A 20,738-nucleotide genomic window follows, 5' to 3' on the forward strand; every position below is an offset into this window, starting at 1 on the left:
GTCCTCCTCAGCGGGTGGCGGTGACCTGCCGCAGGCCCGGCCGCACCTCGTGCGCCTCGCGGCGGGCGGCGTCGCTGGCCGCGTCGTCCGGCAGGTCCTGCGAACGCCGTTCTGCCGCAACGCGTTCGGCGTACCCCTCGACTTCGGCGCGCACCGTGTCGGCGTCCCAACCCAGGACGTCGGACACCAGGTCGGCCGCGTCCTGCGCCGCGTCGACGCCGCGGTGTCTGGTCGCGATCGACATCCGGGTGCGCCGGGCCAACAGGTCGTCCAGGTGCAAGGCCGCCTCGTGGGTGGCCGCGTAGCGCAGCTCGGCCCGCAGGTACTCCTGGGCGGCGGGGACCGGCTGCAGCAGGGTCGGGTCCTCGTCCGCGAGGGAGAGCACCTCGCCGAGCAGCGAGCCGTACCGGCCCAGCAGGTGCTCGATCCGCCACGGCGGCAGACCGGTCTCGCGGCCCAGCTCCGGCGCGAGGTTGACCATGGCCGCGTAGCCCTCGGCACCGACCAGCGGAACGTGCTCGGTGACCGACGGGCGCAGCGGGCCGAGGTCGACCTCGGCGGCGTCCACCGCGTCCGCGGCCATCACCCGGTACGTCGTGTACTTGCCGCCAGCGATGGAGATCAGGCCCGGCTGGGGCCGCGCGACCGCGTGCTCGCGGGACAGCTGGCTGGTGTCCTCGCTCTCCCCCGCCAGCAGCGGCCGCAGCCCGGCGTAGACCCCCAGGATGTCGTTGCGGGACAACGGAACCGCGAGCACCTCGTTCACCGTGTCCAGGATGAAGTCCAGATCGGTGGAGGTGGCCGCCGGGTGCGCGAGGTCGAACTGCCAGTCGGTGTCCGTGGTGCCGACGATCCAGTGCTGCCCCCAGGGGATGACGAACAGCACGCTGCGCTCGGTGCGCAGGATCAGGCCCACCTCGCCGGCGATGCGGTCCCGCGGCACAACCAGGTGCACCCCCTTCGACGCGCGCACCCGGAAGCGCCCGCGGCCACCCGACATCCGCTGCAGGTCGTCGGTCCACACGCCGGTCGCGTTGACGACCACCTTGGACCGAATCCGCTGTGTGGCACCGGTCTCGACGTCCCGGACGACGGCCCCCACCACCCGGTCGGCCTCACGGAGCAGCTCGACCACCTCGGTCGAGCTGCGCACCTGCGCGCCGTAGTGGAACGCGGTGCGGGCCACGGTCAGGGTGTGCCGGGCGTCGTCCGCCTGCGCGTCGTAGTACTGCACCGCCCCGACCAGGGCTTCGCGCTTCAGCCCCGGGAACCGCTTCAGCGCACCCGAGCGGGACAGGTGCTTCTGCCGAGGCACCGACCGGCCGCCGCCCATCTGGTCGTACAGCGCCAGCCCGGCGGCGACATAGGGACGCTCCCACCCGCGGTGGGCCAACGGGTAGAGGAACGGCACCGGCCGGACCAGGTGCGGCGCGATCCGGGTCAGCATCAGCTCGCGTTCGCGCAAGGCCTCCGCGACGAGCCGGAAGTTCAGCTGCTCCAGGTAGCGCAGGCCACCGTGGAACAGCTTGCTGGAACGGGACGACGTCCCGCTGGCGAAGTCGCGCGCCTCGACGAGTCCGGTGCGCAGGCCGCGGGTGGCGGCGTCCAGCGCCACCCCGGCCCCGGTGACGCCGCCGCCGACCACCAGGACGTCGAGCTCGCGCGCACCGAGCTCCGTCCAGGTCTCCCGACGCTCCTGGGGGCCGAGGCGCATGGTCGTCGTCGCGAGTGCGGGGGCCATGGCTCGATTATGGTCTGCCCATGTACGTCGCGGCGATCGACCAGGGAACCACGAGCACCCGCTGCCTCGTGATCGACCACGGTGGCCGGGTGGTGTCCTCGCACCAGCTCGAGCACCAGCAGCTCTTCCCGCGGGCCGGCTGGGTGGAACACGATGCGGTCGAGATCTGGGACAACACCCGCGAGGTGTGCGCCGGCGCGCTGGCCCGCGCCGACCTGACGGCCCGCGACATCCAGGCCGTCGGGATCACCAACCAGCGCGAGACGACGATGGTCTGGGACCGCGCCACCGGCGAGCCCGTGCACCCGGCGATCGTCTGGCAGGACACCCGCACCGACGCGATCTGCCGCCGGCTCGGCGATCTCGGCAACGGCGCAGACCGGTACCGCGACCGCACCGGGCTCCCGCTGGCCACCTACTTCGCCGGCCCGAAGGTGGCCTGGATCCTGGAGAACGTGGACGGCGCCCTGGAACGCGCGCAGGCCGGCGAGCTCGCGTTCGGCACCATGGACAGCTGGCTGGTGTGGAACCTGACCGGAGGCCCGGACGGCGGACTGCACCTGACCGACGTCACCAACGCCTCGCGCACGCTGCTGATGGACCTGCGCACGCTGCAGTGGGACGAGCAGATCGCCGACGAGCTGGGGATCCCGGTCTCGATGCTGCCCCGGATCCACTCGTCGTCCGAGGTGTACGGGACGGTCCGCGAAGGCGCCGCACTGGCCGGCGTGCCCATCGCCGGCATCCTGGGCGACCAGCAGGCGGCGACGTTCGGGCAGGTCTGCTTCGAGCCCGGCATGGCCAAGAACACTTACGGCACAGGCAACTTCGTGCTGTTGAACACCGGCGAGCAGCCGGTCGCCAGCCAGCACGGCCTGATCACCACGGTCTGCTACCGGATCGGCGAGCAGCCGCCGGTGTACGCGCTGGAGGGCTCGGTCGCGGTGACCGGCTCGCTCGTGCAGTGGCTGCGTGACAACCTGCGGCTGATCGACTCGGCCGACGACATCGAGCCGCTGGCCCGAACCGTCGAGGACAACGGTGGCGCCTACGTGGTCCCCGCGTTCAGCGGACTCTTCGCGCCGCACTGGCGCTCGGACGCCCGCGGAGCCATCGTCGGCCTGACCCGCTTCGTGAACCGGGGGCACCTCGCCCGCGCCGCGCTGGAGGCCGCCGCCTTCCAGTCGCAGGAGGTGATCGAGGCGATGGACGCCGACTCCGGCGTCGCGCTGACCGAGCTCAAGGTGGACGGCGGCATGGTGGCCAACGACCTGCTCATGCAGTTCCAGGCCGACCTGCTCGGCGTCGACGTGATCCGCCCGGTCGTCGCCGAGACCACCGCGCTGGGCGCGGCGTACGCAGCCGGGCTCGCCGTCGGCTTCTGGTCCGGCACGGACGAGCTGGTCGCCAACTGGGCCGAGGACAAGCGTTGGACGCCGGGCATGCCAGCCGACGAGCGGCGACGGCTGCTCGCGCAGTGGGCCAAGGCCGTCCAGCGCACGCTGGACTGGCTGGACTGAGCCGGCGGCGGGGCTCCCCCTAGACTCGCGGGATCACGAACCCGATCCCACCGGTCCGACGTCTGCTCAGCCGCACCCCCAGCTGGTCCGAGGCGCGCTACGTCGGCGATGCCCTACGCACCGAGACGGTCGGCGGACTCCTGTTGCTGGCCGCTGCCGTGGCAGCGCTGGTGTGGGCCAACCTGTGGCCTGCGAGCTACGAGACCGTCCAGCACGCGACGTTCGGCCCGTCGGCGCTGCACCTCGACCTGAACCTCGAGCACTGGGCAGCCGACGGGCTGCTGGCCATCTTCTTCCTGGTCGCCGGGCTGGAGCTCAAGCGCGAGCTGGTGGTCGGCGACCTGCGGGACCGCCAGCGCGCCGCCCTGCCCGTCGTCGCCGCAGTGGCCGGGGTCGTCGTCCCGGCGGTCCTCTACCTGGTGGTCGTCGCCGGGGTGCCCGGCGCCGCGGGCGGCTGGGCCGTCCCGACCGCCACCGACATCGCCTTCGCGCTCGGCGCCCTGGCGGTCGTGGGTTCGCACCTGCCGTCGGCGTTGCGCTCGTTCCTGCTCACCCTCGCGGTGGTGGACGACCTCATCGCGATCACGATCATCGCGGTCTTCTACACCGACGACCTGAAGCCGGTGCTGCTGGTCGGCTCACTCGTGCCGCTCGCCGCGTTCGCGCTGCTTGTGCGTCGGCGGCGGGCGCCGTGGTGGTTGCTGGTGCCGCTCGGGTTGGCGACCTGGACCATGGTGCACGCGTCCGGGGTGCACGCGACGGTGGCCGGCATGGCTCTGGCGTTCACCGTGCCGGTCGGCCACAAGGAGGGCGACGCGAGCTCACGGGCCGAACGGCTCGAGCACACCATCCGGCCGCTGTCAGCAGGCGTCGCGGTACCCGTGTTCGCCTTGCTGGCGGCCGGTGTCACGCTGACCGGCGGAGGGTTCGGGGACGCCGTGAGCGACCGGGTGACCTGGGGGATCGTGGTGGCACTCGTCGTCGGCAAGCTGCTCGGTGTCTTCGGCGGGACCTACCTGACCGCCCGGTTCACCCGCGCGCAGCTGGACGAAGACGTCGCCTGGGGCGACGTCTTCGGTATCGCTCTGCTCGGCGGCATCGGGTTCACCGTGAGCCTGCTGGTCGGGGAGCTGGCCTTCGGAGAGACCTCGGTACGGGACGATCACGTGAAGCTCGGCGTGCTCGTCGGCTCGTTGCTCGCCGCAGTGCTCGCCGCAATCGTGCTGCGCCGCCGCGAGCTGGTGTACCGACGTATTGCCCAGGACGAGGCCCGCGACGACGACGGCGACGGCATCCCGGACGTGTACGAGCAGGGAACCGGCTGACACCGTAGGCTCGCGACAGTGCTCGACAGCAGCAGGAGGAGCCATGACTGACAGCGCGCCCACTCAGCCGTCCGCCACGTCCAACGGCTCGGCGGCGGGCCTGCCGGCCGAGCCGCCGAGCGAGCGCACCCTCGGCCAACTCGTCGCCGACGCCTCGCACGACCTGTCGAGCATCCTGCGTTCGGAGGTCGCGCTGGCCAAGGCTGAGATCAAGGCCGACGTGACCGCCGCCGCCACGGGTGCCGGCATGTTCGCCGGCGCGGCCGTGCTGGCGTTCCTCGCCCTGATCCTGCTGCTCATCTCCGCCGCCTTCGGACTGGTCGCCGCCGGGCTGGACCCGTGGCTGGCCTTCCTGATCGTGGCCGCCGTGCTGCTGCTGATCACCCTGGTGCTGGTCTTCGTCGGCCGCGCCAAGGTGCGCCAGGTCGGGCCGCCGGAGCGCACGATCCGCACCTCGCGCGAGACGGTACAGGCGCTCAAGGGCGCCCCGCCGCCTGTGCAGTGACCAGCGTCGACGCCACCCACGTTCTGCACGACGGGCCGTGGCGGCACCGCTTCGTCTCGGCCAACGGCGCCCGCTTCCACGTCGCCGAGGCGGGTGCGGGTCCGCTCGTCGTTCTGTTGCACGGCTTCCCGCAGATGTGGTGGTGCTGGCGTTACCAGCTGCCGGCCTTGGCCGCGGCCGGGTACCGGGTGGCGGCGATGGACCTGCGCGGCTACGGCGCCTCGGACAAGCCGCCTCGCGGCTACGACACCCCTACTCTGGCAGCCGATGTCGCGGCCGTGATCCGTTCGCTGGGCGAGTCCGACGCGGTGGTGGTCGGGCACGACTGGGGGGGCTGGATCAGCTGGTCCATGCCTTCCCTGGAGCCCGGCGTGACCCGGGCGGTCGGCGCGGTCTCGATGGCGCACCCTCTCGCGATGCGGCGCAGCGTGCGGCGCTACCGCAACCAGGCGGCGGCCAGCCGGTACGTCTGGGCGTTCCAGCTGCCGTTCCGCCCCGAGCGGCGGCTGGTCCACCCCGGGACCGTGGAAGGCTTGCTGCGCAACGGGTCCGGCACCGACTGGCCTGGCGACGACGAGGACGGCGCGACCGTCGTCCAGGCGTACACGGACGCGATGCGGGTGCCGTTCGTGGCGCACTCGTCGATGGAGTACTACCGCTGGGCGGTTCGGTCGACCTGGCGGGCGGACGGGCGGTCGTTCGTCGAGCGGGTGGACCGGCCGATCGACGTCCCGGTGCTGCACCTTCAGGGCGTGCACGACCCGGCGGTGCTGGCGCAGACCGCACGACGATCGGGCGACTGGGCGCGCGGGGGGTACGAGTACCTGGAGGTACCGGATGCCGGGCACTTCCTGCCCGAGGAGCGGCCGGACGTCGTCAACGCCGCGTTGCTGACCTGGCTCGGCTCGCTCGACACCGCCTGAGCCACCCGCCGTCTGCCGAGACCAGAGAAGAGGGGCATCGACGGTCGCGCGGGTCCCCCAGTTCTCTGATCTCGGCGCGGGTCAGGTCAGCGAGGGGGCACGGGCGTCGCGGTCAGCCGGCGGCACAGGGCCCGGTGGACACCCGTCGGGTGGCGACCAGCCCCTTGGCCAGGACCGACCGCGACTCCTGCATCGTCAGCGCGTAGCCAGTGCTGTTGTCGTCCAGGCTCTTGGCGAAGACGGTGCCGACGACCCGGCCGCGAGGGTCCAGCAACGGGCCACCGGAGTTGCCCGGCCGCACCCGGGCATACAGCGAGTAGACGAGGCGCACCGACGACTTCTCGCCGTAGATGTCCTCACCGCGCGCGGTGATCACATCGCGCACGCGCGCCGCCTCGACCCGGTAGCCGCCGTTCAGCGGGAAGCCGGCCACCACCGCCGCGTCCCCACGGGACAGGTCCAGCGCCCGCTCGAGGGCCGGCGCCTCGAGGCCGTCGACGTCGAGCACGGCGAGGTCCGTGACCGGGTCGAAGACCACCACGGTCGCGTCCAGACGTGGCCCGCGCCCGGCGACCTGGACCCTCGGGTGGCGCACCCCGGCGACCACATGGGCGTTGGTCACCACCACCCCACTCGCGAGCACCCAGCCACTGCCCTCCTGCGAACGGGAGCAGGACTCGGCGTCCCCGTTGATCTTGACGACGCTGCCAGCCGCCTTGCGCACCCCGGTGGTCTGCCCGCTCGACGCGTCCGGAGGCTCGACCGGCCGGATCAGCTCCGGGCCGAAGCCCTCGAAGACCCGCGGGAAGCCCTCGGCGTCCAGCAGGGAACGGAAGCCCGCGAACACCCGACCGGTCTGCGACGGCATCACCCGATCGATGGCGGCCACGATGTGCGACTGCCCGACCGCCCGGGACAACGTCTGCGAGGGACCGCCGCGCACCGCACCCGCGATCAGCGAGACCAGCACCGCCACCGCCAGCAGGCTGGCGACGGCGCCGACGGCCGAGTCGACCCTGCGGGCACCACCGGACCTGACCCGGCTGCGCAGGCGGCTGCCGATCGTGGAACCGACCGCTTGGCCGAGCACCGCGGCGAGCAGCACGCCGACGACCAGGAAGATCACGTGCCGGGTCTGCGCCGCCGTCGTCACCGACGCGGTGAACACCTTGGGCAGCAGCCACATGGCCAGCACGCCGCCGCCGACGAAGCCGGCCAGCGAGAAGAAGCCGACGACGGCGCCGTTGCGGTAGCCGCCGATCGCGTAGCCGATCAGCAGCACGGCCAGGATGAGGTCGATCACTGCAGCCTCGCCAGCACGTCCGGCGGCAGGTCAGCCACCCGCTCGGTCGGCCACGGGACCTCCAACCCGGCCAGCGCGAGCACCCGGGAGAGCAGTCCGGCGGTGAATCCCCAGACGAACAGGCCCCGCACGGTGAACGCCGGACCGACGAAGCCGCTGGGGTGCCGGGTGGTGATCCGGTTGTCGGGGTCGAGCAGCTCGTCGAGCGGCACCCGGACGACGCGGGCGACCTCGGCCGGGTCGACCGCCGACACCGGGGACTGCACCCGCCACCAGCCGAGCACCGGGGTCACCACGAAGCCACTCGGCGGCAGGTACAGCGCGGGCAGCTCGCCGAGCACGTCGACGCCGTCGCCGTCGAGGCCGGTCTCTTCCACCGCCTCGCGGATCGCGCAGGCCGCCGGGCCGTCGTCCACCTCGTCCAGCGAGCCACCGGGGAAGGAGACCTGGCCGGGGTGCGAGCGCATCGTGTCCGCGCGTTGGGTGAGCAGCACGTCGGGACGTCCGTCGTCGTCGACACCGAACAGCATCAACACCGCCGAGGGACGCCCGCCCTCCTCCGGCGGCAGAAACCGGGACAGGTCCTCCGGCTTGGCGGACTGCGGGACGCGCGCGAGGCGCTCGAGCCAGTCCCCGGGCAGCGAGACGTCGCTCACGCGGTCGCTTCCTGGGCGCGCTCGTACTTCAGCAGCTTGCGCGCCTTGACCGGGTCGGTCTCGCCGTCGCCGTACGCCGGGCACAGCCGCGCGATCGGGCAGGCACCGCACGCCGGCTTCTTGGCGTGGCAGGTGCGGCGGCCGTGGAAGATCAGGACGTGGGACAGCATCGTCCAGTCCTTGCGCGCGAAGAGAGCGCCCACCTCGTGCTCGACCTTGACCGGGTCCAGCTCGGTCGTCCAGCCGAAACGCCGCACCAACCGGCCGAAGTGCGTGTCGACCGTGATGCCGGGAATGCCGAAGGCGTTGCCCAGCACCACGTTTGCGGTCTTTCGCCCGACCCCGGGCAGGGTAACCAGGTCGGCCAGCCGTGGCGGCACCTCGCCGTCGAACCGCTCCACCAGCGCCACGCCGAGCTTCATCACGGAGTCGGTCTTGGCCCGGAAGAAGCCCGTCGGCTTGAGCAGCGCCTCCATCTCGGTGCGGTCGGCACCGGCCAGCGCCGCCGCGTCGGGGTACCTCGCGAAGAGGGTCGGTGTGACCTTGTTCACCATCACGTCGGTCGTCTGCGCGGAGAGCACCGTCGCCACCAGCAGCTGCAGCGGGGACTCGAAGTCCAGCTCGCAGTGCGCGTAGGGGTACAGGTCGTGCAGCTCGCGGTACATCTTGCGAGCACGCCGGGTCAGCGCGACCGCAGGCGCCGGCACTGCCGGGCGAGCCGAGACAGGGGCACGCCGACCGGCGGCACGAGAGGGGGTTGCGGGCACCGCCCCAGGGTACGTGGCCGCGCTGACAGCGCATCACGATGATCCGGAAGGGTGAGGCGCAACGGCCGTCGCTCAAGCGGTCCGCCCGACAGACGACAACCTTGCTGTGAACGACAACAGCGAATGCAGCCTGGACGACCTCCGCGACGAACGCCGCCGGCTGGTCGAGACGGTCGCGAACCTGTCGTGGCTGCGCCGTCTCGTGGTGGCCCGCTCCGACCTGGAGGTGGCCCGGCTCACCGGCCTGGCCAGCGGGGTCCAGCAGCTCGAGCCGGTCGTCCGGGACGCCCTGGCGCTCGGCTCGTCGTCCGGCCCGGAGCTGCTACATGCACTGTCTCGCTCGTGCCGGACGCTGCACGAGCAGGCCGACCAGGCCCGCTCCGACCTGGACGCGGTGACCGGTGCGTTGGTGTCCGCGCTGGCAGTCGACCCGGGTCGCTGCCTGGCCGGCTGACGACTGTCAGACCGCTCGCATAGCCTCGGGTATTCGGCAGTTCGATAGCGCCGCGTTTTCGACCATGTCTGCCCTAGCATGATCAACGCGAAAGGGAGGTTGGAGCATGAGCAAAGTTGTCGTTGAACGATTGACCGTTGACGAGGCGTGGCGTCGTCGGATTGCAATCATTGCCGCCGTGGGCGGAGATGAGTCCGGCTTCCGCAACCGCGCACTTGCGTTCGTGCTGGATGCACGCGAACTGGCGCTCTACGACGAGCTGATGGAACTGGACTACCTGCTCGCCTCATGACCCTGGCGACGCTGGAGCAACAAGCTCAACAATTTGCGGCGGACCTGACCGACACGGTCAAGCAGCTGGTTCCGGATTGCAGCCCATTTCACGCACGCACCTTGACCGATTCCGCCGCCGTGAAGATGGCAGTTCGCCAGGAACCGGACACAGGAATTCCACTTATGGTGAGCGGCGAACCGCTACTGACCCTCAAGGTCTCCTACTCCTGCTGCCTCGACGGTCATCAGCGCTACCTCGCGGTCGACGAGTCGAAAGTCGCCGTATACGCCGGGGCAAAGGCTCAGCGCGAGCCATTGTTTCGGTACGAGTACGTACGTCGGACCGCACCGGACCTCCCCTCGGCGCATCTCCAACTGCACGCACACCGCGACGCCTTCACACGCGTCATGGGCCGTGCTGGGGAGTCGACCCCCCGAGGACGGCGGCGAGCCCGAGCGGACGCCGTGCCACAACTCAACGAACTTCACTTCCCCCTGGGAGGACACCGATTTCGGCCCTGTCTCGAAGATGTCATGGAGATGCTCGTCACCGAATTCGGCGTAGATTCCACCGCCGGCCAGCTTCGTCAGCTCGCAGTGGGGCGTGAACGGTGGAGACGTAAGCAGCTTCGGAGTGTCGTCAGAGACGCGCCGCGAGAAGCTGTCGAGGTCCTACGGTCACTCGGATACTCGGTGGATTGGAATCTCGATGACGCCGAGCCCGAGGAGAACGTCACGCGGCTAAGGGACTTTTGACCCCCACAGCCATCAATCCAGAACTGCAGGCGCCCTCTGGGCCGCGGGGAGCAACCCATGAGCCCTGGGTTTCGTGTCGTACGTCACAGTAGGGCAGACTGCCCACGTTACGTGCCGTGCGAAGGAGAGACCGTGGACGACGACATCGTGCGCAGCGCCCCGCTGTTCGCGGCGCTGGACGAGGGCGCAGCGGTCTCGCTGCGGCGGTCGATGGTCGAGGTCAACCTCGCCCGCTCGGACACGCTCTTCGACGAGGGTGACCAGGGCGACCAGCTCTACGTGATCGTCGAGGGAAAGATCAAGCTCGGCCGCACCAGCAATGACGGGCGCGAGAACCTGCTGGCGATCCTCGGACCGGGCGAGATGTTCGGCGAGCTCAGCCTGTTCGACCCGGGGCCGCGGACGGCGACCGCCACCTCTGTCGGCGACAGCCGGCTGATCGGATTGGGCAAGCTCGCCTTCGAGCCCTGGCTGATGGAGCACCCCGAGGTGGCCCAGACCCTGCTGCAGGCTCTGGCCCGCCGGCTGCGCCGCACCAACGAGACGCTGGCCGACCTGGTGTTCACCGACGTCCCCGGGCGGGTGGCCAAGGCGCTGCTCGACCTGTCCACCCGGTTCGGGCGGCCTGCCGACGACGGCATCCTGGTCGCGCACGAGCTGACCCAGGAAGAGCTGGCCCAGCTGGTCGGCGCTTCCCGCGAGACGGTCAACAAGGCGCTGGCCGACTTCGCGACCCGCGGCTGGCTGCGGCTGGAAGCCCGCGCCGTGGTCCTGCTGGACGTCGAGCGGTTGCGTCGCCGGGCCCGCTGAGCCGTTGGTGGATCGTGTCCAACGATCGTTCATGTCCCTCAGGGCCCTGCCGATAGGCAGGTCATGCAGATGGGAAGGCGTCTCCGGGCTGGTTCGCGCCTCTTCGTCGTCTACGCAGTCGCCAGTCTCGTGCCGGTCGCCGTGCTCGGCGCCGTCCTGCTGCACGGGTACCAGGACCAGGGCAACGCCCGCGGCCGTGCCCAGGGCCAGGCCCAGGCAGCGGTCATCGAGGAGATGGCCATCGCCCCGGCGCTGAGCGGCGCCGACCTGTCCAAGGGCCTGAACGACGCCGAGCGGGCCCGGCTGCGGGCGGCCACCGACCTCGCGATCTTCAACGGCTCGGTCGCCCGGCTGCGGCTGCGCAGCTTCTCCGGCGCGGTGTCCTTCTCCGACGACGGCAGCCTGGACGGCGGTGTCCCGGTCGATGACCGCGCCTTCCAGCGCGCGGCGAGCGGACACACCGACGTCCGCCTGGTCGAGGACTCACGGCAGGCAGCCGGCGTCACCGTGCGCGTGCTGCAGCCGATCGTCGCCGCAGCGAGCGGGCAGGCGACCGGCGTCCTGGAGGTCTACCTGCCCTACGAGCAGATCGCGAAGAGCGTTCAGGCGGACACCCGCCGCACGATCTGGCGGGTCGGCGCCGGCCTGGTCGTGCTGTACGGCGTGCTCGCCCTGATCTCCTGGTGGACGACCCGCGCGCTGCGCCGCAACGCTGCCGCGCACGAGCACCAGGCACTGCACGACACCCTGACCGGGCTGCCGAACCGCGAGTTCTTCCGGCGCAGCGCCGAGTCCGCGCTGGCCAAGGGTCGCCGCGGCGACGGGGGCGCGCTCGTGCTGATGGACCTGGACCACTTCAAGGAAGTCAACGACACCCTCGGCCACCACGCCGGCGACGAGCTGCTGAGGGTCGTCGCCGAGCGGCTGCGCGACCTGCTGCGCACCGACGACACCGTCGCCCGCCTCGGCGGTGACGAGTTCGGCCTGGTGCTGCCGGGCAACGTGGACCGCGAGCAGACCGTCGCGCTGCTCGGCCGGCTCCGCGAGCAGCTCGCCCGCGAGATCGTGCTCGGCTCGGTGTCCCTGCACGTCGTGGCCAGCTTCGGCGTCTGCTTCTACCCCGACGACGCCGACAACCTCGAGGCGCTGCTGCAGCACGCCGACTCGGCGATGTACCAGGGCAAGCACGGCCCCACGGGCGTCGTCGTCTACGAGCCGGACGCCGGGTCCCACCCGACCCACTCGCTCGTCGTCCAGGCCGAGCTGCGGCAGGCGCTGGAGCGCGACGAGCTGGTTCTCTACTACCAGCCGAAGTACGAGCTGGAGTCCGGCGAGGTGCACGGCGTCGAGGCGCTGGTCCGCTGGCAGCACCCCGAGCGCGGGCTGCTGCCGCCGTCGGAGTTCCTCCCGGTGGCCGAGCGCTCGGAGCTGATCGAGCCGCTCACCAACTGGGTGCTGCGCCGCGCGCTGAAGGACCTCAGCGAGTGGACGGCCCGTGGCTTCGACTGGACCGTCGCGGTCAACGTCTCGGCCCGCAACCTGAGCTCGCTGGACTTCGCCCGCACGGTCGCGAGCCTGGTCGCCGAGGCTGGTGCGCCGACCGACCGCCTGCACCTGGAGGTCACCGAGACCGCGCTGGCCTTCGATGCCGACGCGGCCGCAGAGGTCGTCGAGGCGCTCGCCTGGCAGGGGCTGTCGATCTCGGTCGACGACTTCGGCATCGGGTACACCAGCCTGTCCCAGCTTCGCAGCCTCGCCGTTTCCGAGGTGAAGATCGACCGCACGTTCGTGGCCGGTCTGTCCGACAGCGCGCAGGACCGCGCGATCGTCGGCTCGGTGATCGGGCTCGGGCACAGCCTCGGCTTCAAGGTGACCGCCGAGGGCGTCGAGACGCAGGACGTCGCCGACTGGCTGGCAGATGCCGGCTGCGACCGCGCCCAGGGCTACCTGTGGATGCGGCCGGCGCCGTGGACGGACGTCGCCGACGCGCTCACCCCCCGCAACCCAGAGGATCTTGCGGCGGTCTCCCCCGCCGGCACGGAGCAGAGGACCGGCAGATGAAGAACCCCGTGAGGTCGCGCCTGAGGGCGGCCGTCGCGCTGACCGTCGGCGCCACCCTGGTTGCGCTCGGCGCCAGCGCCTGCGGCACCGTCGAGCGCACCGACGCAGCCAGAGCCCCGGCCGCAAGCCCGACCCTCGACAAAACCTTGCGCGGGCTGCTGCCGGAGCGGGTGCTACAGACCGGCGTGCTGCGCGTCGGCACCGACGCGGCCTACCCGCCGATGTCGTCGTTCGGGCCGGACGGTCGCACCATCGTGGGCATGGAGCCCGACCTCGGTGCGGCGCTGGGCCGGGTGCTGGGCATCAAGCTCGAGTTCGTGCACATGGAGTTCAGCTCGATCCTGCCTCAGGTCCGCGACGGGGTGATCGACGTCGGGATCGCGGCCATGACGGACACGGCCGAGCGCGAGAAGCAGGTCGACTTCGTGAACTACCTCAGCGCGGGCACCTCGATCCTGGTGCAGCGCGGCAACCCCTCGGCGATCTCCGACCTGGCCGACCTGTGCGGCAAGACGGTCGCGCTCGAGCAAGGCACCATCCAGGTGGACCTCGTGCGCCGAGCGCAGCCGAACTGCGGCACCAACCCGATCAAGCTGGCCACGTACCCGACGAACTCGGACGCCCTGGTGCAGCTGCGAACCGGCCGCGCTAACGCGGTGCTCAACGACTTCGCTCCCGCGGCCTTCCTCACCACGGACGCGCGCACCAAGGCGCACTACCAGCTCGCCTCGACCACCCAGTACGAGCCGGGCCAGTACGGCGTGGCCGTCAACAAGTCGCAACCGGCCATCCGGGACGCACTCGCCGGCGCGCTTTCGGCACTGGACCACGACGGCACCTACAAGCGGATCCTCGACCACTGGGGCGTCTCAGCCGGTGCGGTGGACGACGTGACGGTCAACTCCGGCTCCTGAGGTACTCCAGCTGCGCCCGCACGGACAGCTCAGCGGCGGGCCAGACGGCACGGTCGACGTCCGCGTAGACCCGCTCGACCACCTGCCGGGGCGTCGTGTCACCCGCCTCGACGGCGGCGCGCACCTGGTCGAGCCGCGTACGCCGGTGGGCCAGGTAGGCCTGGACGACGGACGCCGCGTCCGTCAGTACCGGACCGTGGCCGGGCAGGACGGTGTCGAACGCCCCGCCATCGGCCAGGGATCCCAGTCGCTGCAACGACTCCAGGTAGTCGGCCAGCCGTCCGTCCGGGTGCGCGACGACCGTCGTGCCACGACCGAGCACGGTGTCACCGGTCAGCACGGCGCCGTCCGCGGGCAGCACGAACGAGAGCGAGTCGCTGGTGTGCCCGGGCGTTGCGACCACCTGGAGCACGAGGCTGTCGGCTCGGACGATGTCGCCTTCGGCCAGCCCCTCGGAACCCAGACGCTGCAACGGATCCAGCGCGAGCACCGGCGCACCGGTGAGCTCGGCCAGCCGGCCGGCACCTTCGCTGTGGTCCAGGTGGCCGTGCGTCAGCAGGATCCGCTCGACCCGCGCCCCGAGCGACTCGACCGCGTCGACGACCGCGGCCAGGTGACCCTCGTCGGCCGGCCCGGGATCGATCACGAGCGCAGCGCTGGCGCCCGGTTCGTGCAGCACCCAGGTGTTCGTGCCGTCCAGGGTCATCGGCGAGGGATTGGGGGCCAGCACGCAACGGGCGGTCCTGGTGGACTGCCCGCCGTGCCAGTCGCCCACCGGCGTGCCGGCCAGGCCACTCACCGCAGGTCCTCCAGGCCGGACGGCGGGCCGGGCTGCCCGCCGCCGTCGCCGTCGATGTCCACCTGGATGCTGAGACTGTCCGGCGCACGGACCAGCCACGGCATCACCTGACGCACGGATCGCCTGCAGCGCAACAGGGACGCGACGTCCGGGTGGTCGGCGACCTCCTCCAGAGTCACGATCGTGGGCGGCATCATGGCCAGCGAGCCATCGGCGCCGCCGATCGCCGCGGCGCTCGCATCCAGCCACTCGGCGTGGTCGGCCTCACCGCCCACCTCGCGGGCCAGCTGCCCGGTCGGCAGCGCAGCCACGAAGAACCAGGTGTCATACCGGCGCGGCTCGAAGACCGGTGTGCACCAACGGCTCCAGGCGGTCAGCAGGTCGGTTCGCAAGATGAGCCCGCGGCGCTGCAGAAGCTCGGACAGGGCCAGGCTGCGATCCAGCAGTGCGAGCCGGTCGACCTCCCAGCTCTGGTCGCTCAGGTCGGCGACGACGTCCTGCGGGCCAGCGCCGGCAAGCAGCACGCCACACTCCTCGAACAGCTCGCGCACGGCGGCGCAGACCAGCCCCGCGGCGCCGGGCTCCTCGACCCCGAGCCGCTCGGCCCAGGTGGGCAGCGGCGGGCCACCCCAGGGGACGTCGGGGTCGCAGTCGCGCAGGTCGACGCCGCCGCCGGGGAAGACGTGCTGGCGGGCGGCGAACGCCATCGTCGCCTGGCGGCGCATCACGAACGCCTGTGGGCCGCTGTCGCCGTCGCGCACCAGCACCACGGTGGAGGCCTGGCGCGGTACGGCCGGCTCACCACTGCCGCTGTCGCTGCCCCTGCCGCCGGAAGCGCCCAGGGGGTTACCGCCGTCCACGAAGGCGACCGCGTGGTCGGCGATCCGCGAGGTCAGCGCGAAGGTGCGCCGCATCGGGTCAGCGCACCCGGACGGTGATCTCCACCTCGACCGGGGCGTCGAGCGGCAGCACGGAAACACCGACCGCGCTGCGGGCGTGCACCCCGGCATCGCCGAAGGCCTGCCCGAGCAGCTCGCTGGCCCCGTTGACGACACCGGGCTGGCCGGTGAAGGCGGGGTCGCTGGCTACGAAGCCGACGACCTTGACAACCCGTTCGACCTGGTCGAGGTCACCGATCGCGGACTTCACCGCCGCCAGCGCGTTCAGCGCGCAGGTGCGGGCGAGGTCCTTGGCCTGCTCCGGCGAGACCAGCCCATCGCCCTCGCCGACCTTGCCGGTGGCGACGAGCTGGCCACCCACCATCGGCAGCTGACCCGACGTCCAGACCAGGGCGCCGTCACGGACCGCGGGGACGTACACCGCGACGGGCGGCGCGACGTCCGGGACCGTCAGCCCGAGCTCGGCGAGCCGAGTCTCGACCGCACCCCTGCCCTCGCTCATCGTGCTGTCTCCCGCTTCAGGTAGGCGACCAGGTTGCCCTGTTCGCCGGTGACAACCTGCACGAGCTCCCAGCCGTCCTCACCCCACTGGTCGAGGATCTGCTTGGTCGCGTGCACGATGAGCGGAACGGTCGCGTACTCCCACTTGGCCATGGCCCGCAGTCTCCACCATCGCGCCTCCGCACGCCCACTCCCCTGCCACTCGTGATGGGTTATCGGGGTCTCAGGACCGCGTGAGACCCCCAGAGCGCGTCACAAGTGCCGGGTCGAGAGGGCGCGTCAGGACGACGGGCGGACCAGGCCGGACTCGTAGGCCAGCACGACGGCCTGCGCGCGGTCGCGCAGGTCGAGCTTGGTCAGGATCCGCCCCACGTGCGTCTTGACGGTCTGTTCGGCGAGCACCAACCTGCTGGCGATCTCGCCGTTGGACAGCCCCCCTGCGATGAGCTCGAGCACCTCCGTCTCCCGCGGGGTCAGCACGTTCAACCGGGCCGGACGTGCCGAGCTGCTCGCCGGCCGGCGGGCGAACTCCTCGATGAGCCGGCGGGTCACGGTCGGCGCGAGCAGCCCGTCGCCGGCCGCCACCACCCGCACCGCCTGGACCAGCTCGTCGGCCCGGGCGTCCTTGAGCAGGAACCCGCTGGCGCCGGCCCGCAACGCCTCGAACACGTAGTCGTCCAGGTCGAAGGTCGTCAGCACCAGCACCTTCGGGTGCCGATCGCCCGGCATGGCCATGATCCGCCGGGTCGCCTCGATGCCGTCCAGCACCGGCATCCGGATGTCCATCAGCACGACGTCCGGGTCGTGCGTGCGCACCGCCCGCACCGCCTGCTCGCCGTCTGCGGCGTCCCCAGCCACCGTGATGCCGTCCTGGGCGTCCAGCAGCGCCGCGAACCCCTGACGCACCATCGCCTGGTCGTCGACCACGACCACCCGGATCGCGTCGCTCACGAAGCCCCCAACGGCAGAACGGCCCGGACGGCGAACCCGCCGTCCGTCTCGGGCGCGGCCTCCAGCGAACCGCCCTCGGCGACCGCGCGCTCGCGCATCCCGATGATGCCGTGTCCGGGGACGTCGCCCTCCGCCTCGGTCAGCACGGCTGTCGGCGCCCCGTCCGACGGGGCCGCGTTGAGCACGGCGACCCGCAACGCCTCGCCGTCCTGCTCGACGACCAGCCGGACCGTCGCGCCCGGGGCGTGCCGGGCGGCGTTGGCGAGCGACTCCTGGACGATCCGGTAAGCAGCCAGCGACGTGCCCGGCCGCAGCTCGTCCCCATCCAGCCGGACGTCGACCATCACCCGCTGGCCGGCCCGGCGGGCGCCCTCGACCAGCTCGGTGAGCTGACCCAGACCCGGTTGCGGAGCGTGCTCGGCCTCGTCGTCCTCGTTGCGCAGCACGGCGAGCAGGGCCCGGGTCTCGGCGAGCGCCGCCCGCGCCGACGAGCTGATCGACTCCAGCTCGGTCCGCGCGCTGTCGTTCAGGTCCGGGTGCCGGTAGCCCGCGGTCTCGGCCTGCACCACGACCAGCGACATGTGGTGCGCCACGATGTCGTGCAGGTCGCGGGCGATCCGGGCGCGCTCCTCGAGCACCAGCCGCCGCTCCATCTCGGCCGAGCTCACCTCGGTCTGCCGGGACAGCGCCCGGTTGGTCTTGGCCAGCCGCCCGATCAGCAGGCCGACCACCACGATGATCGAGACGCCGACCATCCAGCCGGTCCGGATGTCCGGCGTCGAGCCCCACGCGAACAGCACGACCGTGGCCGCCCACGCCCCGACCACCCGGCGCATCGGCTCGCGCAGGCTGACCGCGAACAGCAGCGCGAAGATCACCAACGACTGCACCGTGAGCCACATCCACGGGTCGGAGTCGCTGATCGGCAGGAAGATCGCCAGCGCGAAGGCCGACACCTCGCTGACCAGCAGCCCCAGCGTGGGCCGGGTCAGGATGAGCGCGAACGGCAGCCCGGCCAGCGCCCCGACGAACGGCATCAGCCCGTACCCGAGCTGGTCGACGTCGTACACCTCACCGCTGGAACCGAACGCGATGAACGACAGCACGACCGCGATGGTCCAGACCGCCAGGGTGAGCCGCAGCCGGCGACGCGGGTCCAGGCTCACGGTGTTCGGCTCGCTCCACCGCAGCAAGGTCGACTCCACCTGTCGCCACCCCTCCGCCGTGGCGGCGGGCAGCCGACGAACCCGTCGCAGCGGGTGGATGCTCCGCAGGCGGCGCCACGGATGCGGTCTGTGCAGTCTCACCCAGTCACCGTATTGGCTGCTCGCCCGCCGGTCGTCATACCTGAGGGGTATCTCCCACCCGGTACCGCAGGGTGACCCCGGAGACGACCCGAAACCGCAGCAGCACACCGGATCTGGCTCTTCAGCACGACGCCCCCACGCACACCTCGCTCCTAGCGTCCCGCCGGACGCGGGCCACCCGGCTCGCCACGGACGAGGGGACGACGGTGATGGGCGTTCGCAGCTCTCACGGACCGGGTCGGCGGCTGGGGCACTCGGTGCTCGCCCTGCTGGGCGCGGTGCTGGTGTTCTTCGCGGTCAGCGGGGCACCGGCCTGGGCCGGCCCGCGCTCGACCGGCCGGACGACCGGCTCGAGCGACGTCGCCCCGGCACTGCGCGCGCTCACCTCGGACGCCGAACCGCAGCTGGTGGATGCGTTGCTGCCCAACGACTTCGCCCGCGTGATGGGCTACCGCCCCGTGGTCGTCCTCGATGGTGGGCGCGACGTGCTGGAGCGCCGCAGTGGCAGCTGCTCGTCGCCGTTCGGTGCGACCAGGTACGACTTCGCGGCGGCGTGCCGCCAGCACGACCTGGGCTACGACCTGCTGCGGTACGCGGACCGCATCGGACACCCGCTGGGCGGTTGGGCGCGGGCGGCGGTGGACGGCGCGTTCCTGCGCCACCTGCACGGACGGTGCAGCTCGGCCGGGTGCGACGCCGCGGCCGATGTCTACGCGGGTGCCGTCGCGGTGAACTCGGTGCGCCAGCTCTACCGGGTCCCCGCGATCGAGACGTCGACGAGCTGGTCGCTGGCAGCCGTCGCCGGGGCCGTGGTGCTGGCCGTGGCGTGGTGGCGGCGGCTTCGTCGCGTCGCCGCGCAGGCGGTCGTTCGTGCTGCCAGCGCCGTGCGCGACCGGGTCGACGCCCCCGTGGTGGCTGGCTGCATCGGTCTGGGCCTTTCGCTGGTCCCCACCATCCTGCCGCGGCCGCTACTGGTGCAGGCACTGGTGTCGGCCGTCGTCGTCCTCCAGCTGGCCGCCGCCGCCGGCATCGGCCGCCGCCTGCTCAGGCGTCCGCTCCACGTCGTGGCCCGGCGTCTGCCGCGGCCGGACTGGGCCACGGCTGGGCGGCTGCGCACGGCATTGGCCGGCGGGTGCCTGGCCGCCGTAGCGGCCGGCGTGGCGGCTGGGCAGCTGCGTAGCACCGCCCTGCTGACAGCCATGGGCGAGCCCGCGCCGCCGCCGTTGGCCACCGCGTCGGCGGCCGGGCTCGCGGTCGCCGTCCTCGCCGCCCTGGTCATCGGTTACCGCGCGGCCCGCCGGCTGGTGGTGTCGCTGCGCCGTTCCCGCCGGCTGCGGACGGCACTCGTCGCTCCGGCGTTCGCGGTGGCCGCGTCGCTGGCCGGAGCGGGGACCGCGTCCGCGGCGCCTGCGCAGACCTTGACGCCCAACTTGGGCGTCAAGGGGCTGCAGTTCGTCCGGCACGCTCTTACCGCGAGCGAGATCGGTGTGGTGACCGGTCGCCCTGCGCTGCAACCGATCCGGCGCTACGTCGGCCTGAGTGGGGCCGGACCACAGCGGCAGGCAGCGCTCGCCGTCCATGCCCTCGAAGTGGCCGGCGGGTTCGACCGCGCGGCGGTGCTGCTCGTCGTCCCGACCGGTTCGGGATGGGTCGACCCGGCCGCCGTGGGGTCGGCGGAGTACCTGTACGGCGGCGACATCGCGACCGTCGCCGTGCAGTACGACGACGTGCCGAGCTGGGTGGCGTATCTGCGCGGCACCGGGAACGGGCAGCGCAGCGCGTCCGCCCTGGTCGAGGCGGTCCGCGCGCAGATCGACGCCCGGCCGGCCGGACACCGCCCGCAGCTGCTGGTCTTCGGCGAGTCGCTCGGCGCCTTGGCCGGGCTGCACGCACCGGTTCAGCAGACCGACGGCGGGCTCTGGGTGGGCGTCCCCGGCCCGGCCCGGGCGCGGGCGCAGCGGGTGGCGGCCGGCTCCGCGACGCAGCAGGTGCTGTTGCACCGCGACGACCCGGTGGCTGCCTGGTCACCTGGCCTGGCCGTGCACGACACGGCGGCCTGGCACCGCCCCTGGGTGCCCGGCGTCAGCGTCTGGCAAGGCGTCGCCGACCTGGTCTCCGCGTACTGGACGCCGGACGGCTACGGCCACCGGTACAGCCGGGAGATGGTCGACGGCTGGCAGGCCGCCGCACACCCCGCGGCCCCCGGCAGCCCACCGACGGACCGCCTGGACGAGGTCCGCGACGCGGTCGGCGCGGTGGCAACCGTCGGCTGA

Annotated in this window: 21 protein-coding genes; 11 read left to right on the forward strand and 10 right to left on the reverse strand. The window is 72.1% G+C overall.

What is annotated here, in order from left to right; translation table 11 throughout:
• Positions 1-7: 7 nt before the first annotated feature.
• Positions 8-1,741 (reverse strand): glycerol-3-phosphate dehydrogenase/oxidase, encoded by a 1,734-nt coding sequence (locus tag ACPPVT_RS21480; protein ID WP_426563928.1) that lies wholly within the window; start codon positions 1,739-1,741, stop codon positions 8-10.
• Between the two features lie 14 nt (positions 1,742-1,755).
• Between ACPPVT_RS21480 and glpK the strand changes: the two genes are divergently transcribed.
• The 4 genes from glpK to ACPPVT_RS21500 are packed head-to-tail and all read left to right on the forward strand — an operon-like array spanning position 1,756 to position 6,014.
• Positions 1,756-3,261 carry a glycerol kinase GlpK gene (gene glpK, locus ACPPVT_RS21485; RefSeq protein WP_426567227.1) on the forward strand — a complete coding sequence of 502 codons (1,506 nt, stop codon included), beginning with the start codon at positions 1,756-1,758 and terminating at the stop codon, positions 3,259-3,261.
• A gap of 32 nt (positions 3,262-3,293) precedes the next feature.
• Positions 3,294-4,586, forward strand: coding sequence for a Na+/H+ antiporter NhaA (gene nhaA / locus ACPPVT_RS21490; RefSeq protein ID WP_426567228.1), 1,293 nt, complete (start codon positions 3,294-3,296; stop codon positions 4,584-4,586).
• 43 nt (positions 4,587-4,629) lie between these two features.
• Complete coding sequence (locus ACPPVT_RS21495; protein ID WP_426563930.1) at positions 4,630-5,091, forward strand: phage holin family protein; 462 nt, start codon at positions 4,630-4,632, stop codon at positions 5,089-5,091.
• Positions 5,088-6,014: an alpha/beta fold hydrolase gene (locus tag ACPPVT_RS21500; RefSeq protein WP_426563933.1), complete on the forward strand. Its 927-nt coding sequence runs from the start codon at positions 5,088-5,090 to the stop codon at positions 6,012-6,014. Before ACPPVT_RS21495 ends, ACPPVT_RS21500 begins: the two co-directional genes overlap by 4 nt.
• Before the next feature lie 112 nt (positions 6,015-6,126).
• On the opposite strand, the gene ACPPVT_RS21505 is transcribed toward ACPPVT_RS21500, so the two are convergent.
• Genes ACPPVT_RS21505 through nth form a run of 3 tightly spaced genes read right to left on the reverse strand, consistent with a single transcriptional unit; the run spans position 6,127 to position 8,638 of the window.
• Complete coding sequence (locus ACPPVT_RS21505) at positions 6,127-7,317, reverse strand: MarP family serine protease (protein ID WP_426563935.1); 1,191 nt, start codon at positions 7,315-7,317, stop codon at positions 6,127-6,129.
• Positions 7,314-7,973: an NUDIX hydrolase gene (locus ACPPVT_RS21510; RefSeq protein ID WP_426563937.1), complete on the reverse strand. Its 660-nt coding sequence runs from the start codon at positions 7,971-7,973 to the stop codon at positions 7,314-7,316. The genes ACPPVT_RS21505 and ACPPVT_RS21510 overlap by 4 nt, the downstream gene beginning before the upstream one ends.
• The gene (gene nth / locus ACPPVT_RS21515; protein ID WP_426567229.1) at positions 7,970-8,638 is read right to left on the reverse strand and encodes an endonuclease III; all 669 of its coding nucleotides are present in this window, start codon (positions 8,636-8,638) and stop codon (positions 7,970-7,972) included. Before nth ends, ACPPVT_RS21510 begins: the two co-directional genes overlap by 4 nt.
• Before the next feature lie 208 nt (positions 8,639-8,846).
• On the opposite strand from nth, the gene ACPPVT_RS21520 reads away from it, so the two are divergent.
• The 6 genes from ACPPVT_RS21520 (at position 8,847) to ACPPVT_RS21545 (ending at position 14,008) form a co-directional block, all read left to right on the forward strand.
• A complete protein-coding gene (locus tag ACPPVT_RS21520) occupies positions 8,847-9,194 on the forward strand; it encodes a hypothetical protein (RefSeq protein ID WP_426563939.1) in 348 nt (115 codons plus the stop codon).
• 106 nt (positions 9,195-9,300) lie between these two features.
• Entirely contained in the window at positions 9,301-9,486 is a 186-nt protein-coding gene (locus tag ACPPVT_RS21525; RefSeq protein ID WP_426563941.1) for a hypothetical protein, read from the forward strand.
• Positions 9,483-10,223 carry a hypothetical protein gene (locus ACPPVT_RS21530; RefSeq protein ID WP_426563943.1) on the forward strand — a complete coding sequence of 247 codons (741 nt, stop codon included), beginning with the start codon at positions 9,483-9,485 and terminating at the stop codon, positions 10,221-10,223. The genes ACPPVT_RS21525 and ACPPVT_RS21530 overlap by 4 nt, the downstream gene beginning before the upstream one ends.
• Positions 10,224-10,355: 132 nt before the next feature.
• Positions 10,356-11,033: a Crp/Fnr family transcriptional regulator gene (locus ACPPVT_RS21535; RefSeq protein ID WP_426563945.1), complete on the forward strand. Its 678-nt coding sequence runs from the start codon at positions 10,356-10,358 to the stop codon at positions 11,031-11,033.
• 69 nt (positions 11,034-11,102) lie between these two features.
• Positions 11,103-13,094, forward strand: a complete 1,992-nt coding sequence (locus tag ACPPVT_RS21540; RefSeq protein WP_426563947.1) for a putative bifunctional diguanylate cyclase/phosphodiesterase — start codon at positions 11,103-11,105, stop codon at positions 13,092-13,094.
• The gene (locus ACPPVT_RS21545; RefSeq protein WP_426563949.1) at positions 13,091-14,008 is read left to right on the forward strand and encodes an ABC transporter substrate-binding protein; all 918 of its coding nucleotides are present in this window, start codon (positions 13,091-13,093) and stop codon (positions 14,006-14,008) included. Before ACPPVT_RS21540 ends, ACPPVT_RS21545 begins: the two co-directional genes overlap by 4 nt.
• Here ACPPVT_RS21545 and ACPPVT_RS21550 read toward each other — a convergent pair.
• From ACPPVT_RS21550 to ACPPVT_RS21575, 6 genes are all read right to left on the reverse strand, one after another.
• Complete coding sequence (locus ACPPVT_RS21550; protein WP_426563951.1) at positions 13,992-14,807, reverse strand: MBL fold metallo-hydrolase; 816 nt, start codon at positions 14,805-14,807, stop codon at positions 13,992-13,994. The genes ACPPVT_RS21545 and ACPPVT_RS21550 overlap by 17 nt on opposite strands.
• Positions 14,804-15,721 (reverse strand): NUDIX hydrolase, encoded by a 918-nt coding sequence (locus ACPPVT_RS21555; RefSeq protein WP_426563954.1) that lies wholly within the window; start codon positions 15,719-15,721, stop codon positions 14,804-14,806. The genes ACPPVT_RS21550 and ACPPVT_RS21555 overlap by 4 nt, the downstream gene beginning before the upstream one ends.
• A gap of 4 nt (positions 15,722-15,725) precedes the next feature.
• Positions 15,726-16,208, reverse strand: a complete 483-nt coding sequence (locus ACPPVT_RS21560; RefSeq protein WP_426563956.1) for a RidA family protein — start codon at positions 16,206-16,208, stop codon at positions 15,726-15,728.
• On the reverse strand, positions 16,205-16,360 hold the full coding sequence (locus tag ACPPVT_RS21565; RefSeq protein ID WP_426563958.1) for a DUF4177 domain-containing protein: 156 nt from the start codon (positions 16,358-16,360) through the stop codon (positions 16,205-16,207). Before ACPPVT_RS21565 ends, ACPPVT_RS21560 begins: the two co-directional genes overlap by 4 nt.
• 126 nt (positions 16,361-16,486) lie before the next feature.
• On the reverse strand, positions 16,487-17,116 hold the full coding sequence (locus ACPPVT_RS21570) for a response regulator (RefSeq protein ID WP_426567230.1): 630 nt from the start codon (positions 17,114-17,116) through the stop codon (positions 16,487-16,489).
• Between the two features lie 38 nt (positions 17,117-17,154).
• Positions 17,155-18,465 (reverse strand): sensor histidine kinase, encoded by a 1,311-nt coding sequence (locus tag ACPPVT_RS21575; RefSeq protein ID WP_426563960.1) that lies wholly within the window; start codon positions 18,463-18,465, stop codon positions 17,155-17,157.
• Positions 18,466-18,536: 71 nt separating this feature from the next.
• Between ACPPVT_RS21575 and ACPPVT_RS21580 the strand changes: the two genes are divergently transcribed.
• Positions 18,537-20,738, forward strand: a complete 2,202-nt coding sequence (locus ACPPVT_RS21580; protein WP_426563962.1) for an alpha/beta-hydrolase family protein — start codon at positions 18,537-18,539, stop codon at positions 20,736-20,738.

The sequence above is a fragment of the Angustibacter sp. McL0619 genome (genome assembly GCF_049994355.1).
In the GTDB taxonomy this organism is placed as follows: Bacteria; Actinomycetota; Actinomycetes; order Actinomycetales; family Angustibacteraceae; genus Angustibacter.

Bases quoted from the DNA above. Each gene is read 5' to 3' on its own strand.
- ACPPVT_RS21480 (WP_426563928.1), bottom strand. From the start codon at position 1,741: ATGGCCCCCGCACTCGCGACGACGACCATGCGCCTCGGCCCCCAGGAG.
- ACPPVT_RS21495 (WP_426563930.1), top strand. From the start codon at position 4,630: ATGACTGACAGCGCGCCCACTCAGCCGTCCGCCACGTCCAACGGCTCG.
- nth (WP_426567229.1), bottom strand. From the start codon at position 8,638: ATGTACCGCGAGCTGCACGACCTGTACCCCTACGCGCACTGCGAGCTG.
- ACPPVT_RS21525 (WP_426563941.1), top strand. From the start codon at position 9,301: ATGAGCAAAGTTGTCGTTGAACGATTGACCGTTGACGAGGCGTGGCGT.
- ACPPVT_RS21530 (WP_426563943.1), top strand. From the start codon at position 9,483: ATGACCCTGGCGACGCTGGAGCAACAAGCTCAACAATTTGCGGCGGAC.
- ACPPVT_RS21540 (WP_426563947.1), top strand. From the start codon at position 11,103: ATGGGAAGGCGTCTCCGGGCTGGTTCGCGCCTCTTCGTCGTCTACGCA.
- ACPPVT_RS21545 (WP_426563949.1), top strand. From the start codon at position 13,091: ATGAAGAACCCCGTGAGGTCGCGCCTGAGGGCGGCCGTCGCGCTGACC.
- ACPPVT_RS21555 (WP_426563954.1), bottom strand. From the start codon at position 15,721: ATGCGGCGCACCTTCGCGCTGACCTCGCGGATCGCCGACCACGCGGTC.
- ACPPVT_RS21560 (WP_426563956.1), bottom strand. From the start codon at position 16,208: ATGAGCGAGGGCAGGGGTGCGGTCGAGACTCGGCTCGCCGAGCTCGGG.
- ACPPVT_RS21565 (WP_426563958.1), bottom strand. From the start codon at position 16,360: ATGGCCAAGTGGGAGTACGCGACCGTTCCGCTCATCGTGCACGCGACC.
- ACPPVT_RS21570 (WP_426567230.1), bottom strand. From the start codon at position 17,116: ATGGTGCGTCAGGGGTTCGCGGCGCTGCTGGACGCCCAGGACGGCATC.